The following is a 14,760-nucleotide window of genomic DNA, read 5'->3' as shown; positions in this document are numbered from 1 at the left end:
TGCGGCGATCACATCCGACAGCCGGGTGTGAACGAGAGGCGCGTGGCAGCCACCCGGGGAGTACCGAGGGGTAGACCCGATGCAAACCGGCGCAATGGGCGGAAAATGCTGCGGTGCTTTCTCGCGTCGTGAGAAAGCAGGGCGAAAAATTTCACCAGGAGAAGAGTGAAGGTGCCCGGAGCCTCTCATGGTTGGCGCGAAATGATCGGATGAACGCGGGTATCCGACCGGCCTGCCTACCCTGTGCGGGCACCGCAGTGGAGAACCCGAGGGAGAGTCGTGCGCGCGATAGTGATGCGGGAGTTCGGCGGCCCGGACGTGCTGCGGCTCGAGGACGTGCCCGAACCCGCGCCCCGCGGCGGCCACTCGCTGGTCGAGGTCGCCCTGGCCGGCGTCAACTACGCGGATGTGCACGTACGGGAGGACTCCTACCTCGCGCCCGTCGAGCTGCCGTACATTCCCGGCAACGAGGTCGTGGGGACGGTGGACGGCACCCGGCGCGTCGTCGGGCTGTGCCGCGGCGGGGGCTACGCGGAGCAGGCCCTGCTGCACCGCCGGGTCACCTGGGACGTGCCCGACGCCATCAGCGACGCACAGGCCGTCGCCCTGGCGCTGCAGGGCAACAGCGCCTGGCATCTGCTCTTCACCTCGCTGCGCCTGACCCGGGGCGAGACCGTCGTCGTGCCGGCCGCGGCGGGCGGGGTCGGGTCGCTGGCCGTCCAGCTCGCCGCGCACGCCGGGGCCAGGGTCATCGGGCTCGCGGGCTCCCCGGAAAAACGCGAGCTGGCCGCGGAGTTGGGCGCCCACGCGGTGGTCGACTCGAACGCCGAGGACCTGACCGCACGCATCCTGGACGCGGCCGGCGGCCCCGTCGCGGCAGCCCTGGAGATGACCGGCGGCGTCACCTTCGCGCGGACCCTCGCCGCCGTCGCGCCGCGCGGCCGGCTGGCCGTGTACGGGTTCGCCGGCGGCGAGCTGGCGAGCGTGCCGACCCGGGAGCTGATGGAGCGGAGCATCACCGTCTCGGGCTTCTGGCTGCCGCAGCTCTACGCGGACCGCACGGCGCTGCAGACCTCCATGCAAGCCCTGTTCGACGCGGTCGCCGACGGCAGCCTCACGCCGCTCACCGGCGCCGTCTACGGGCTGGGTGAGGCGGCGCGGGCGCACCACGCGCTGGCCGCCCGCACCCCGACCGGGAAGCTGGCGCTCGAGGTCGCCCGATAATTCCGGTACCCCGCGCCGCCCGACGGGCAGAACGGCTGCGGGAGCCGACGCCGGGGCCGGCGCTCGGCAACCACCGGCGACGGGGGGACCGGCTCGCGCTGCACACGCCGTGCGCCTTCGGGCGCGGACCATTGCCAGGGGAGAGAGCACACCATGGGCCAACGCACCACCACCTCGGGACCGTCGGCCTCGGCCACCGCACCCGACCTCGCTTCGGACGTCACCGCGCGGGCGCCGGGGACCGCGGACCACGCCAAGAAGCCGCGCCAGGCAGCCAAGAGCGCGTCGTCCACGGGCTCCCGGACGTCGGGATCCGGCCATGCCGAGCGGGTCTTCCTCGTGCAGACGGCGTTCGCCGCACTCGGCGGCTCCGCACACGGGCCCGGTGAGATTGCCGAGTTCACCGGCCTGGACGACTCCGTCGTCTACCGCATCCTGCAGTCCGGCATCTACCAGCGGATCTTCGAGCGGGTGGAGCGCGGCCTCTACCGGCTGCGGACCTCGGCCGCCCAGCTCGCCTTCACCGCGCTCGATCACCGGCTCGACGGTGCCCAGACCGTGCTGCGCGACCTGCGCGAGGCCACCGACGGGGGGCTGGTGTTCCTCTACATGGTGGCGCCCTTCTCCGGCGCGCAGCGTCAGTGCGTCGACATGGCCGTCGGCGACTCCGATCTCGCGGAGCTGGGAATGACGCCGCGCGATGTGCTGTCCGTGACGCGTTCCCTGCGCACCGGGGCCTCCGGGCGGACGATCCTCGCCTACCTTCCGGAGGTGCTCCAGCAGCGGGTGCTGGCCGAGCCCGTGCCCGACCAAGCGGGACCGGGCGTCTACCGGGACAACGACGCGCTTCTCGCGTCGCTCGCGGAGGTCCGCGACCTCGGCCACGCCCTGGGGTACGAGGAGTGCATGGCCGGATGGAACTCCTGCGCGGCGCCGATCATGTGGGACGGCTCCATCATGGGAGCGGTGCTGCTCCTCAAGCTCAAGTCCGTCATGCCGGTGGCCCCCGACGGTGTCATCGAGGCGACGAAGGAGGCGGCGGCCGTCCTCAGCCGCTACGGAGCCGCCCGGCCGTCCGCGGACCAGGCCTGAACCATGGGGCCGGGCCGCCGGCCCGCCCGTGAAACCGTTCGCCTCGACCACGCGGCAGCCGCCGCCCGAGGACGGACCGACGGCACCCAGGGAGACGTGATGGAACCGGAGTTGGCGGCGCTCGCCACGGCGGGGGCGACCGCGCTGGTGCAGCAGATGGCGACGGACGGCTGGGCGGCGGCCCGCCGCAGCATGGCCGCCTTCCTCGCCCGGCACCGCGGCACGAACGACGAGGAGGCCCTGGCCGGCGAGCTGGAGGCCTCGCGCGCCGATCTGGTGGCGGCCCGGGAGGAGGGCGACGAGAGCGGGGCGGACGGGGTCGCCGCGGCCTGGCGGCTGCGGCTGCGCAGGCTGCTGAGCGAGGATCCGGCCGCGGCCGCCGAACTGCGCGCGCTGCTCGACGAGGTGGCTCCCGAGCGGGAGCGCGCGACCGTGGGGGAGGTGCACAACACCGTCAGCGGCGGGGTGCAGCACGGTCCGGTGATCCAGGCCGGCGTGATCTCCCGCCTCGACTTCACCACCGGGCCGAACCCGCCGTTGCCCGGCTGACACCGGGCGGCCCCGCGCCGCGGGTGCGGGCAGAATGGCGGGGTGCGGCTCGAAGCGATCACCTGGGAACGGCTCACCGACGCGCTCGCCGAGCGCCTCGTGGCGATGCCGGCGAAGGACGGGAGCCCCTGGCTGCGGGTGGCCCTCGACGGGGCGCCCGCGGCCTCGCCGGGGGACCTGGCCGGCCGGCTCGCCGAGGCGCTGCGGGTGCGGGGGCGGGCGGTGCACGAGGCCGGCACCTTCGGCTTTCTGCGCCCGGCCTCGCTGCGCCTGGAATACGGCCGCGAGGACCCCGACGCCTTCCACGACGAGTGGTTCGACCGGCAGGCACTGTGGCGCGAGGTGTTCCAGCCGCTGGATCCGGGCGGCACCGGGCGGGTGCTGCCCGATCTGTGGGATCCGGTCGCGGACCGGGCGACCCGCAGCGGATACGTCGAACTTCCGCACGGCGGCATCCTGTTGCTGCACGGCCCGCTGCTGCTCGGTCACTGGTTCCCCTTCGATCTCTCGGTGCATCTGAAGCTGTCACCCGCCGCGCTCGCCCGCCGTACCCCGGACGGTGAGCGCTGGACGCTGCCCGCGTTCGCGCGCTACGAGGCCGAGACCCAGCCCGAGGAGGTGGCGGACATCGTCGTACGGGCCGACGACCCCCGCCGCCCGGCCTGGAACGGGACCCTCTGAGCGCCTGGCTCGGCGGCCGGGGGCGCTCGCACTGCGCGGCCGCCCGTACTCAGACCAGCCGGCGTATCTCGCCGCGGACGCGGTAGAAGCCGCCCGAGGACGCCGCCAGATCGTCGACTGCATACCGCGCCCCGGCCCGTCGGATGTGGCGCGGGAACTGCACGTTCCAGGCGGGGTCATAGCCGCCGGACACGACATGGACCCGCAGCCGGCCGCCCTCCTGCACGCACTGCACCACGATTCCCGAGGCGTCGGCCGCGGGTACCGTGCGCACCGAGGTCGACGGGGTGTACGTGGGCAGCGCGGCGGCCGACTTCACGTCCCGGGCGAGGGGCACGCTGCCCGACCGGGCGGCGGTGATCGCGGCGTCGCTCGCGTCCACGCACACCAGGGACCCATCGGTGGTGACCAGGTACAGCTTCTCGTCCCGATACTGCATCGACAGCGCCGAGCCGCCGCCGGTGCCCAGCTTCCACAGGCGGGTGCCGTCGGCGGCGAAGCAGTACACCGACGAGGCCGAGTCCCCCGCGAAGACGTAGCGGCCACCGGGCGCCGTGGCGCAGGAGTAGACCACCGTGTCGCACCGGTAGGTGGCTTCCAGCGCGCCGTCGTCCTTCGCCAGCCGCTGGACCACGCGCCGGTCGGTGCCGGCGTACACCGCGTGGTCCTCCTGCCAGCCGAACAGCACCGCACCGTCGGTCGGCGTGTGCCACACCTCGCGGCTGCCGTCGGCGCTGTAGGCCGTCACCCCGCGGTGGTGGCCGTGGTAGACGGCGTGTGCGTCACGCCGCACCATCCAGGCCTGTGCCCCCGCGCTGCGCCGTGACCACTGGAACTCGTCCTCGTGGTCGATGACCGTCAGCCCGCCGGCGCGGTCGGCGACATGGAGGACGCCCTCGCGGATGTCCAGCCAGAAGATGTCGACATCGGGGGCGATGTCATAGGCGGCGAACGGGATCTTCGACGAGAGGTCGTAGACCGTGCCGTCGTCACAGCCGGCGTAGATCCAGAAGTCGTCCGCGACCAGGCACTTGACGCCGTCGGGCAGCTGGTAGTGCGCCAGCACCTCGCCGTCGTGGCCGAGGGTGTAGACGTCGCCGTGCTGGTTGCCGACCCAGCAGCGGTCCTCCGCGACATGGATGCCGAACGCCGACGCTCCGGTGCGAAAGCGCCACAGCACCGGTGCGACCGCGCGGGCCGTCGAGGGCGCGGAAGTGACCTGACGTCGCGTCACCGGGCGGGCGGCGCGCTGTCCCTGGACCGCCGGTGCGTAGCCCTTGCGGACCTTCTCGCCGATCTTCCGGGCGGCCGCGGCCCGCGCCTTCTCGCCCGTCGGGAACGTCGAGGTCTGCTGCTGGCCGTCGGCGCCGATCCGTCCGTAGCGCACCGAGACGACCGTGCCGTGCACCGCCACCTCGTAGAACTTGTGGGCGCCGCCGCCCTCTTGCGACAGTTCCAGATACGTCGTGCCCTCGGACATGGTGCTCCCCTCCCCGGGCGGCCCCACGGCCGTCCCCCGTTGAGAAAAACCGTACGGGCGACCACTGACAACGGATCATGAAACCGCGATCGCGGGCCGCTGAACAGCGCGTTCACGACGGCGGTTAGCGTGAGCGGGTGACGACTTCATTCAACGCACCCGACGAATCCGACGCGCTGCCCGGCAGCCGGGGGGCGGCCGCGACCGTCGAGGCGCGGCCGCGCTCCGTCGGCACCGTGACCATGACGTATGCGCCCGACCCCGACGGCGATCCGGACCCCGGGGAGATCGTGTGGACCTGGGTGCCCTACGAGGAGAACGACGGCCGCGGCAAGGACCGTCCGGTGCTGGTCGTCGCCCGTGAGACGGGCGGCACGCTGCTGGCCGTGCAGCTGTCCAGCAAGCGGCACCAGAACGACCGGGAGTGGGTGCCCCTGGGCACCGGCCCGTGGGACCGTGCGGGGCGCGACTCCTGGGTGGCCGTGGACCGGGTACTGCGGGTGCATCCGGCCGGGATGCGGCGCGAGGCCTGCGCACTGGACCGCGGCCGCTTCGACCTCGTCGTCAACCGGCTGCGCGAGCGCTACGGCTGGCGCTGACGCCCGCGCCCGGGATCAGGCCTCCGCCAGGGCCAGAAGCTTGCTGACGGTGTTCCAGTTACGCGCGGTGGCCGTCACCCCGAGGCGGGCGCGGTGCACGGTCTCGGCGAGCTTGGAACGCCCGATGCCACCGGGGCACCACAGGTACAGTTCGCGCCCGATCAGCCGGTACTGATCGGGCGCGAACGCCGCCGCGTCGAGCGCGTCCAGCCGCGAGGTGTCGGCCGGCACCTCCGACAGGAACGTCACATGCAGGGTCTTGGGCTCCGGCACGGCCTGCGGGAACGGATTCGCGGCGACGGCGGCGGCCAGCTCCTCGGCCGTCCGGACCATGACCGGCACCGTCAGCCCGAGGTCGGCGGCGATCCGCTCGTGCAGCATCCGGGCCGTCTCCGCCGGCGGCGTACCGGGGTCGGCGAAGACGATATTGCCGGTCTGCAGCAGGACCGAGACGTCCTTCAGGCCCGCGGACTCGGCCAGCTCCAGCTGTCCGGCCTTGGGGAACGAATTGTGTCCGCCGACGTTGATGCCGCGGAGCAGAGCGATCTGACGGGACATGACACTGCCATTCGTGGGAGCCGGACCCGGTGCGGGCGGACGACGGACGGAATCAGAAGAGCGGCGCGGGCAGCACACCTTCCAGGGCCAACAGCAGGCGTTTGGTCTCCAGGCCCCCGCCGAAACCGCCGATCCCGCCGTCACTGGCGACGACACGATGGCAGGGCACGACCACCGGCAGCGGGTTGGAGCCCATCGCGCCGCCCACCGCGCGGGCGGCGCCCGGCTCCCCGGCCCGGTCGGCGAGATCCTGATAGCCGACGACGCTCCCATAGGGGACGTCGCAGGCCAGGATCCGCAGGACGCGGGCGGAGAACCCGGCGGACAGCGACCAGTCCAGCGGGACGGTGAAGGTCCGCAGCCGGCCGTCGAAATAGGCGGACAGTTCGGAGACGGCCGTCGCCAGATGAGGTATGTCCGTGAGCGGTGGCCCGCCGAAGAGCTGCTCCAGACGGGTCAGCGCGCGGCGCCGCGTGCGCGCGTCGGCATGGAAGACGACCTGGACCAGGCCCGTGCGGGTCGCGGCGAGCAGCAGCGGACCGATGGGGGTCTCCAGCCGCGTCCAGGCCCAGTCGCGCCGGGCCGTGTCCGGTGCCGCGTCCGGCGCGGCCGCCGGCGGGGAATCCTGCTCTTCGTGCGTCACCTGTTCAGGGTAGGACGCACCACTGACAACGCGGCCGGGAGCGGGCCTGCACCGCACGCCGGCCCCGCTTCCCGCCCTCCCGGATGTCAGTCGTCGGCATCGCCGCCCACGGCGGCCCGCACCACGTCGGGCTTGTTGCTGATGATGCCGTCGACGCCCAGACCGGCGACCTTGACCGCGGTCGCCGGGTCGTCGACGGTCCAGGTGTACAGGTCCAGCGGCCGGCGGTGCGGGCCCTTCAGCCCGTGGACGGCGGCCACGTAGTCCCGGGTGACCACGGTGTGGACGGGGTTGATCTGGTCGCAGTACTTCGCGTACTTCGGGAGGTCGGCGACGGACGGATTGCCGAGGTAGCCCGTCCTGACCTCCGGCTGGAGGGTGTGCACCGTCTTGATGGCGTCCGCGTTGAAGCTCTGGATGACCAGCCGGTCCTTGAGATGCGCGCTGTTCAGCCACCCCTCGCTGCGCAGCTCCCGCAGGGTCTCCCGCTCGATGCCCGGGTAGAGCTCGGGGGACTTCAGCTCCATCAGCAGGCTTTGGTCGTTGTGCTCGACCTCGTCCATGTAGTCCTCGAGGGTCGGCACCTGCTCCCCCTTGAACTTCGCGCCGAACCAGCTGCCCGCGTCCAGCTTCTCGATCTCACGGAGCGTGAAGTCCGACACGTTCCACGGGGAGCGGCCGGGAAAGACCTGCTCGACATTGGTGGTCCGGGCGAGCGAGCTGTCGTGGAGGATGACCAGCTCGCCGTCCTTGGTGCGCTGGACATCGTTCTCGACCCACTCGAACCCGAGCCGGGCGGCGGCGTCGATCGAGGCGAGCGTGTTCTCGGGGGCGTACGACGCGGCACCGCGGTGGGCGACCGTCACCGGAGGGTGTCCGTGCGGCGCGGCCTGGGCGGCCGGGGAGAGGGCGAGCGCGGACAGACCCAGGAGCGCACCGGCGGCAACAGTGGCGACGGGGCGGATACGCATACGGACTCCTCGTGACGTCATGGACGTGAACTGACGTGAAGTGACGTGTACCGGGGTCGGACGGACAGAGGCTCGCAGCCGGGAGGGAGCGGAGGGCGGTGGTGCGGTGGCCGGGTGCTGAACGGGAAGCGGCGGGTGTTCCCGTCCGGAGCGTCGCGCCGTCGCAGGGTGCCCGGATCAGACCTGCGACGGAGGTACGCTCCGACGCCGTCCAACTTGCCGGAGCCAGGGCATCCGCGCATCTTGACCGATGATGCGTCACCCGTCGTGCTTCTGAACGGTTTTGGTCGAACGCCCCGCAGGCCGGACCGGCGCGGCCGGCTCGCGGACACGCCCCCGACGATCACCAGGCCGGCCCGCGGTATGACCGGTCCCGGCCGGGGCGGCCGCCGGATGCGCGGTCCCTGCCCCCACGGCGTTCCTCGGCAGGGCTGCGGGGACCCCCGCACCGTCCGCCGCCCGCTCCGGCCGGCCCTGCCGGGCATCCCCAAACGCTCGCCTCACCCCACAAAAATGCAGCTCAGAGCGCTACTCGCCTCGATTGTCAGTGCAGGGTCGTACGGTGGATCCCATGCGGCCCGTATCGAAGATCGAACGCACGGTGGCACCTTTCGAGGTCGTCAGCCCCTACCAGCCCAGCGGCGACCAGCCGACGGCCATCGCCGAGCTGGAGAAGCGCGTCCGCGGGGGTGAAAAGGACGTCGTCCTGCTGGGCGCCACGGGCACCGGAAAGTCGGCGACCACCGCGTGGATGATCGAGAAGCTGCAGCGCCCGACGCTCGTCCTGGCGCCCAACAAGACCCTCGCGGCCCAGCTCGCCAACGAATTCCGCGAACTGCTGCCGAACAACGCCGTCGAGTACTTCGTCTCCTACTACGACTACTACCAGCCCGAGGCGTACGTCCCGCAGTCCGATACGTACATCGAGAAGGACTCCTCCATCAACGAGGAGGTCGAACGGCTGCGCCACTCCGCCACGAATTCGCTGCTCACCCGGCGGGATGTGGTCGTGGTCGCCTCGGTGTCCTGCATCTACGGCCTCGGTACGCCGCAGGAGTACGTCGATCGGATGGTGCCGCTGAAGGTCGGCGACGAGTTCGACCGTGACCAGCTGCTGCGCCGCTTCGTCGACATCCAGTACACCCGCAATGACGTGTCCTTCACCCGCGGCACCTTCCGGGTGCGGGGCGACACCATCGAGATCTTCCCGGTCTACGAAGAGCTGGCCGTGCGGATCGAGATGTTCGGCGACGAGATCGAGGCGCTGTCCACCCTCCACCCGCTCACCGGCGAGGTGATCAGCGACGACCAGGAGCTGTACATCTTCCCGGCCAGCCACTACATCGCGGGGCCGGAGCGCATGGAGCGGGCCATCGCCGGGATCGAGGCCGAGCTGACGGACAGCCTCGCCAGCATGGAGAAGCAGGGCAAGATGCTGGAGGCCCAGCGGCTGCGGATGCGCACCACCTACGACATCGAGATGATGCGTCAGATCGGCTCCTGCTCGGGCATCGAGAACTACTCCATGCACATGGACGGCCGCGAGCCCGGCTCCGCGCCCAACACCCTCATCGACTACTTCCCGGACGACTTCCTCCTGGTCATCGACGAGTCGCATGTCACGGTCCCGCAGATCGGCGCCATGTACGAGGGCGACGCCTCCCGTAAGCGCACCCTCGTCGAACACGGCTTCCGGCTGCCGTCGGCCATGGACAACCGGCCGCTGAAGTGGGAAGAGTTCCTCGGGCGCATCGGGCAGACCGTGTATCTGTCCGCGACCCCGGGCCCGTACGAGCTGGCCCGCGGGGACGGCTTCGTGGAGCAGATCATCCGTCCGACCGGCCTGGTCGACCCGGAGGTGGTGGTCAAGCCCACCGACGGCCAGATCGACGACCTGGTGCACGAGATCCGCGCGCGCACCGAGAAGGACGAGCGCGTCCTGGTCACCACCCTCACCAAGAAGATGGCCGAGGACCTCACCGACTACTTCCTCGAGCTCGGTATCCAGGTCCGCTATCTGCACAGCGACGTGGACACCCTGCGGCGGGTGGAGCTGCTGCGCGAGCTGCGGGCCGGCGAGTACGACGTCCTGGTGGGCATCAACCTGCTGCGGGAGGGCCTCGACCTCCCCGAGGTCTCCTTGGTGGCCATTCTCGACGCCGACAAGGAAGGCTTCCTGCGGTCCGGTTCGGCGCTCATCCAGACCATCGGACGCGCGGCGCGCAACGTCTCCGGCCAGGTGCACATGTACGCCGACAAGGTCACCCCGGCGATGGAGAAGGCCATCGACGAGACCAATCGCCGCCGGGAGAAGCAGCTGGCCTACAACAAGGCGAACGGCATCGACCCGCAGCCGCTCCGCAAGAAGATCGGCGACATCGTCGCCACCATCGCCCGGGAGGAGATCGACACCCGTGAGCTGCTGGGCACGGGGTACCGCCAGGGCACGGAGACCAAGGACAGCAAGGGCAAGGCACCGGTCCCGGCGCTGGGTGGCAAGGCCGCGAAGGGCAAGGGCGGCAAGGACGCGGCGGCGCTGACGGACCGCCCCGCAGCCGAACTGGCCGAACTCATCGAGGAGATGACGGAGCGGATGCGGGCCGCCGCGGCCGAGCTGCAGTTCGAGGTCGCCGCCCGGCTCCGTGACGAGGTCGGCGAACTGAAGAAGGAGCTGCGGCAGATGCGGGAGGCCGGGGTGAAGTAGGGGGGCGGCGTCAGCCGGGGGCGAGTGCGCAGGGGGCGGCGCCCGGCCGGTCCGTCCGGGTCGGGCCGCAGCCGTCGCGGCGGCGCATCACCGCAAGTGAACGGCGGGTGCCCGGCGGCGCCCGGTGTGTTGCAGAAGCGCCACAAAAGGCGGGCCGCAGCCGTCGTCGGCACGTCGGCGTGCATAGGGTCGAAGGGGCCGCCGGAAAGCTGGGCGGGGACAGTACAGAGAGGGGACGGCACGTGTCGGTCAATTTGTCCAAGGGACAGGGCATCAGCCTGGAGAAGTCCGACGGAGGAAGCCTGACCGCGGTGCGGATGGGGCTGGGATGGCGTTCGGCGCCGCGCCGCGGGCTGTTCGGAAGGCGGACCAGCGAGATCGACCTCGATGCCTCGGCGGTGCTGTTCGCCGAGAAGAAGCCCATAGACGTCGTCTTCTTCCAGCACCTGACCAGCGACGACGGCGCGGTCCGGCACACCGGCGACAACCTGGTCGGCGGTGCGGGCAAGGGCGGTGACGACGAGGCGATCGTGGTGGACCTGGCGCGGGTGCCGGTGCACATCGACCAGATCGTGTTCACCGTCAACTCCTTCACCGGCCAGACCTTCGCCGAGGTGCAGGACGCCTTCTGCCGTCTGGTGGACGAGACCACCGGCGAGGAGCTGGCCCGCTACACCCTCACGGGCGGCGGCGACTACACCGCGCAGGTCATGTCCAAGGTGCACCGGGTGGGCAGCGGCTGGCAGATGACCGCCATCGGTGAGCCCTCCGTCGGCCGTACCTTCCAGGACCTCGTGCCGGCGATCCTGCCGCACCTGTAGCCACCCACCGCGGCAGCGCGCACCGGACCGCGCCGCCCCGGGCGCTCCGGCCCCGCCCGGGGCCGGGCCCGGAACGCGCCACGACGAGCAGGGGGAAGACCGATGACGGCCGAGCTGGTCCGGGGGCAGAACCATCCGCTGGACCGGACGCGGGTGGAGATCCGGGTGACGGCGGGCGGTCCCGTCGTCGCCGGGGTCACGCTCGGCGACGCGGACGGCAGGCTCACCGGCCCCGAGGCGGTGGCGCATCCGGGCGCGCCCCGTCGTAGCGGTGTCGAAGTACCCGGTCAGGCGGCCGCCGAGCACCGCATCGCGATGGATCTCGACGCGCTGCCCGAGACCGTCCACCGGGTCGGCGTGTTGCTGGCACTGCCCGGCGGGCCCGGCGCGCCGGCCACCTTCGGGGCGGCCGCCGCGCCCTCCGTCGCGGTCACCGGCCCCGACGGCACCGCCCTCGTGCGCTACACCCTGACCGGCCTGGGCCCCGAGTCCGCCGTCGTCGCCGTGGAGCTCTACCGCAGACAGGGCACCTGGAAGGTGCGCGCCGTGGGCCAGGGCTACGAGGGTGGCCTCCCGGAGTTGCTGCACGACCAGGGGCTGTCGCAGGCGGCGGAACTGGCCGCGGAGATCGAGCGGGCGGTCGGCTGGGGGCGGGCCCACGCGCTCCCCGCGCCCACCCCCGTGGCGACGGCCCGCGCCGAACGGCCCGGTGTCCCGGCCGCCCCGCCCACCGGTGACCGGCCGTCCCCCGCGCACCGCGCGACATCCGACGCCCCGGCAGCCTCGGTGCACGCACCGGGAACCGACCCCGCAGCCGCACCGGCCCCCGGAGCCGAAGCCGGGGCAGCCCCCACCACCCCGCCCGCCGGCACCCCCGTCGACTACCGGCACCCCCGTCGCCGCACCACCCCCGCACCCCCCGACCCGGCCCCGTCCCCCGCGCCCGCACCGAGCGCGCCGGCCGACAGCCCCACCCGGCCCGGGGGTTCCGCCCCGCCCGACGGCCCTCCGGTCCCGGTGGCCGGTGACGCCGTCGGCTGGAGCATGGAGGAGCGGCTCTACCACCAGGCCTGGGGCATGTTCGAGGATCTGGCCCGTTCGGTCGCCGCCTACCGCAGCGCCGCCGACTTCGCCCGGTCCCGTCTGGAGACGGAGCTCGACGAGGTCCTCGCCGACCCGCGCCACCGCCTCGGTACGGCCGCCGACGCCGCCCGTGCCACCGCCCGCGACCGGCACGCCACCCTCCTGGCCCGGGCACGCGCCGCCCTCGACCGCGATCTGGGCCAGCTCACGGCCGAGTCGGAGGTCGTGGAGCCCGCCCTGCCGCCGGCCTTCGCCCGCTGGGACAGCCCCGTATGGCAGGGCCACCACCACGCCTCCCAGGAGCCGCCGATGGCGCTGCGCCTGGGCGATCTGCACCTCCCGGAGGCCCCGGACCTGCGGATTCCCATGCTCGTCCGGCTCCCTCTGGAGCGCGGGCTGTGGATCGACAGCGGGCCCCCTGCCCAGCCCCACGGCGCTCGCCCCGACCCCGAGCGGGAGGTCGGCCGGCGGGAGCTGGGCAGCGCGCTCACCGACGGGCCGCCCGACGAGGCCGCGCTGCGCCGCCTGGCCATGGAGAGTGCCGTCGCGATCGCCGCCCGGCTGCTCGCCGTTCACCCGCCCGGCGGCTTCGCGGTCCAGGTCATCGACCCGGCCGGCAGCGCGGCGCCCACGCTCGCTCCCCTGGTGGACAGCGGCGTGCTGCCTGCCCTCCCGGTGCCCGGCGCCCGAGGCGTCGCCTCGGTCCTGGACGACCTGACGCGGCGGGTCGAGCTGATGCAGCTGGCCGTCCGCCACCGCGCCGCCGACGCGCTGCCGCCGGACCTCGACCCCGCCGACCAGCTACTGATCGTGCACGACTTCCCGTACGGCTTCGACGACCGCGCGCTCACCCGGCTGCGCTATCTGGCCGACGAGGGGCCGGCCGTCGGGGTGCACCTCCTGATCGTCGCCGACCGCGCCCAGGCCCGGGAGCACGGCCCGGTGCTGGACCCGCTGTGGCGCTCCCTGCTGCGGCTCACTCCGGTCCCCGACGCCCACCTCGCCGATCCCTGGGTCGGCCATGCCTGGACGTACGAACCCCTGCTCGCGCCCAAGGGAAGTCAGGTGGTGCGGCAGACGCTGGAGCGGGCCGCAGCCGCGCGGCGCCTGCCCTGAGCTGCGGCTTTACCTTTCTCTTTACTATTCATTGGGATTCCTTTACGCTTCCTTGTGCGGAGGGGAGTATTCCTACGCGACGTACCCGTCATCACGGATTGCGAGTGTGACGAGATCCCGGGGCGTCGGTCCCGCCCCTCGAGGGGCGGCGGGGTGGAAGAGACCTCCGGCAGCGACGACGCTGTGAGTGCCGTACGAATCTGCCGGAGGAGCAGTGGACGTTTCCCCGACCCTGTGGGCACTGACCATTCTTGGTCTGTGTGTCCTGATCGCCGCCGATTTCTTCATCGGTGGCCGCAAACCGCACGAGGTCTCCCTCAAGGAGGCCGGAATCTGGACCGGTGTCTGGATCGCGCTCGCCGCGCTCTTCGGCCTCGGGCTGCTGCTGTTCGGCGGCACCGCACCGGCCGGTGAGTTCTTCGCGGGCTTCATCACCGAGAAGTCCCTGAGCGTCGACAACCTCTTCGTCTTCGTCCTGATCATGGCGAAGTTCGCGGTCCCGGCGATCTACCAGCAGCGGGTGCTGATGGTGGGTGTGCTGATCGCGCTGGTGCTGCGGGCCGGCTTCATCAGCGCAGGCGCCGCGATCATCGCCAACTTCTCCTGGGTGTTCTACCTCTTCGGCGCGTTCCTCATCTGGACCGCGTGGAAGCTCATCAAGGAGGCGCGCGCCGAGCAGGAGGACGAGGAGTTCGAGGAGAACCGCTTCCTGAAGATGGTCGAGAAGCGCTTCCCGTCGACCGACACCTACCACGGGACCAAGCTGTTCATCGTCGAGAACGGCCGCCGGCTGATGACGCCGATGCTGATCGTCATGCTGGCGATCGGTACCACCGACGTCCTCTTCGCGCTGGACTCGATCCCGGCGATCTTCGGCCTGACCCAGGATCCGTACATCGTCTTCACCGCCAACGCCTTTGCCCTGATGGGTCTGCGGCAGCTGTACTTCCTGATCGGCGGACTGCTCAAGAAGCTGGTCCACCTCTCGTACGGCCTGTCGATCATCCTGGGATTCATCGGGGTCAAGCTGGTGCTGCACGCGCTGCACGAGTCCGGGGTGCCCGTTCCGGAGATCAGCATTCCGGTCTCGCTGGGCGTCATCTGCGCCGTGCTGATTGTCACCACGATCACCAGCCTGCGCGCCTCGAAGAAGCAGGCGGAGGGCGAGGCGGCGGTCAAGGAGGACAGCGGCGTCTGAGCCGCCGTCCGCCCGGATGCCACGACGGCGCCCGGCCCGCT

The 14,760-nt window shown here is 71.9% G+C and carries 13 protein-coding genes; 9 read left to right on the top strand and 4 right to left on the bottom strand.

All coding sequences use genetic code 11. The annotated features are described in order from the left end of the window. Positions 1-279: 279 nt before the first annotated feature. The 4 genes from ACQP17_RS09280 to ACQP17_RS09265 all read left to right on the top strand — a co-directional run bounded on the left by ACQP17_RS09280 (position 280) and on the right by ACQP17_RS09265 (position 3,546). Positions 280-1,224: a quinone oxidoreductase family protein gene (locus ACQP17_RS09280; protein WP_433855832.1), complete on the top strand. Its 945-nt coding sequence runs from the start codon at positions 280-282 to the stop codon at positions 1,222-1,224. A 153-nt stretch (positions 1,225-1,377) separates the two neighbouring features. Beyond that, positions 1,378-2,316: an IclR family transcriptional regulator domain-containing protein gene (locus ACQP17_RS09275; RefSeq protein WP_433855831.1), complete on the top strand. Its 939-nt coding sequence runs from the start codon at positions 1,378-1,380 to the stop codon at positions 2,314-2,316. A 99-nt stretch (positions 2,317-2,415) separates the two neighbouring features. After that, on the top strand, positions 2,416-2,865 hold the full coding sequence (locus ACQP17_RS09270) for a hypothetical protein (protein ID WP_433855830.1): 450 nt from the start codon (positions 2,416-2,418) through the stop codon (positions 2,863-2,865). Positions 2,866-2,907: 42 nt separating this feature from the next. Next, complete coding sequence (locus ACQP17_RS09265; protein ID WP_433855829.1) at positions 2,908-3,546, top strand: uridine kinase; 639 nt, start codon at positions 2,908-2,910, stop codon at positions 3,544-3,546. A gap of 49 nt (positions 3,547-3,595) precedes the next feature. Here the strand turns inward: ACQP17_RS09265 and ACQP17_RS09260 are convergent, their stop codons facing one another. Beyond that, entirely contained in the window at positions 3,596-5,026 is a 1,431-nt protein-coding gene (locus ACQP17_RS09260) for a WGR domain-containing protein (protein ID WP_433855828.1), read from the bottom strand. Between the two features lie 137 nt (positions 5,027-5,163). On the opposite strand from ACQP17_RS09260, the gene ACQP17_RS09255 reads away from it, so the two are divergent. After that, complete coding sequence (locus tag ACQP17_RS09255) at positions 5,164-5,625, top strand: type II toxin-antitoxin system PemK/MazF family toxin (RefSeq protein WP_433855827.1); 462 nt, start codon at positions 5,164-5,166, stop codon at positions 5,623-5,625. Between the two features lie 15 nt (positions 5,626-5,640). Here the strand turns inward: ACQP17_RS09255 and ACQP17_RS09250 are convergent, their stop codons facing one another. From ACQP17_RS09250 to ACQP17_RS09240, 3 genes are all read right to left on the bottom strand, one after another. Next, positions 5,641-6,183, bottom strand: coding sequence for a DUF1697 domain-containing protein (locus tag ACQP17_RS09250; protein WP_433855826.1), 543 nt, complete (start codon positions 6,181-6,183; stop codon positions 5,641-5,643). A gap of 52 nt (positions 6,184-6,235) precedes the next feature. Then, positions 6,236-6,826: a methylated-DNA--[protein]-cysteine S-methyltransferase gene (locus ACQP17_RS09245; protein ID WP_433855825.1), complete on the bottom strand. Its 591-nt coding sequence runs from the start codon at positions 6,824-6,826 to the stop codon at positions 6,236-6,238. A gap of 86 nt (positions 6,827-6,912) precedes the next feature. Beyond that, positions 6,913-7,797 carry a glycerophosphodiester phosphodiesterase gene (locus ACQP17_RS09240; protein WP_433855824.1) on the bottom strand — a complete coding sequence of 295 codons (885 nt, stop codon included), beginning with the start codon at positions 7,795-7,797 and terminating at the stop codon, positions 6,913-6,915. 571 nt (positions 7,798-8,368) lie between these two features. On the opposite strand from ACQP17_RS09240, the gene uvrB reads away from it, so the two are divergent. The 4 genes from uvrB (at position 8,369) to ACQP17_RS09220 (ending at position 14,719) form a co-directional block, all read left to right on the top strand. Next, positions 8,369-10,501: an excinuclease ABC subunit UvrB gene (gene uvrB / locus ACQP17_RS09235; protein WP_433855823.1), complete on the top strand. Its 2,133-nt coding sequence runs from the start codon at positions 8,369-8,371 to the stop codon at positions 10,499-10,501. A gap of 242 nt (positions 10,502-10,743) precedes the next feature. Continuing rightward, positions 10,744-11,322 (top strand): TerD family protein, encoded by a 579-nt coding sequence (locus ACQP17_RS09230; protein WP_364877110.1) that lies wholly within the window; start codon positions 10,744-10,746, stop codon positions 11,320-11,322. 102 nt (positions 11,323-11,424) lie between these two features. Next, positions 11,425-13,521, top strand: a complete 2,097-nt coding sequence (locus tag ACQP17_RS09225; RefSeq protein ID WP_433855822.1) for a TerD family protein — start codon at positions 11,425-11,427, stop codon at positions 13,519-13,521. A gap of 214 nt (positions 13,522-13,735) precedes the next feature. Continuing rightward, positions 13,736-14,719, top strand: a complete 984-nt coding sequence (locus ACQP17_RS09220) for a TerC family protein (RefSeq protein WP_433855821.1) — start codon at positions 13,736-13,738, stop codon at positions 14,717-14,719. Positions 14,720-14,760: the final 41 nt, after the last annotated feature.

Origin of the sequence: Streptomyces kronopolitis, from assembly GCF_050953795.1 — a bacterium.
GTDB lineage: Bacteria > Actinomycetota > Actinomycetes > Streptomycetales > Streptomycetaceae > Streptomyces > Streptomyces kronopolitis_A.
Note: the sequence above shows the minus strand (reverse complement) of the source record. Positions and strands in the feature narration are given on the sequence as shown.

Coding starts and splice junctions, on each gene's coding strand:
- ACQP17_RS09275 (WP_433855831.1), top strand. CDS start 1,378: ATGGGCCAACGCACCACCACCTCGGGACCGTCGGCCTCGGCCACCGCA.
- ACQP17_RS09270 (WP_433855830.1), top strand. CDS start 2,416: ATGGAACCGGAGTTGGCGGCGCTCGCCACGGCGGGGGCGACCGCGCTG.
- ACQP17_RS09260 (WP_433855828.1), bottom strand. CDS start 5,026: ATGTCCGAGGGCACGACGTATCTGGAACTGTCGCAAGAGGGCGGCGGC.
- ACQP17_RS09250 (WP_433855826.1), bottom strand. CDS start 6,183: ATGTCCCGTCAGATCGCTCTGCTCCGCGGCATCAACGTCGGCGGACAC.
- ACQP17_RS09240 (WP_433855824.1), bottom strand. CDS start 7,797: ATGCGTATCCGCCCCGTCGCCACTGTTGCCGCCGGTGCGCTCCTGGGT.
- uvrB (WP_433855823.1), top strand. CDS start 8,369: ATGCGGCCCGTATCGAAGATCGAACGCACGGTGGCACCTTTCGAGGTC.
- ACQP17_RS09225 (WP_433855822.1), top strand. CDS start 11,425: ATGACGGCCGAGCTGGTCCGGGGGCAGAACCATCCGCTGGACCGGACG.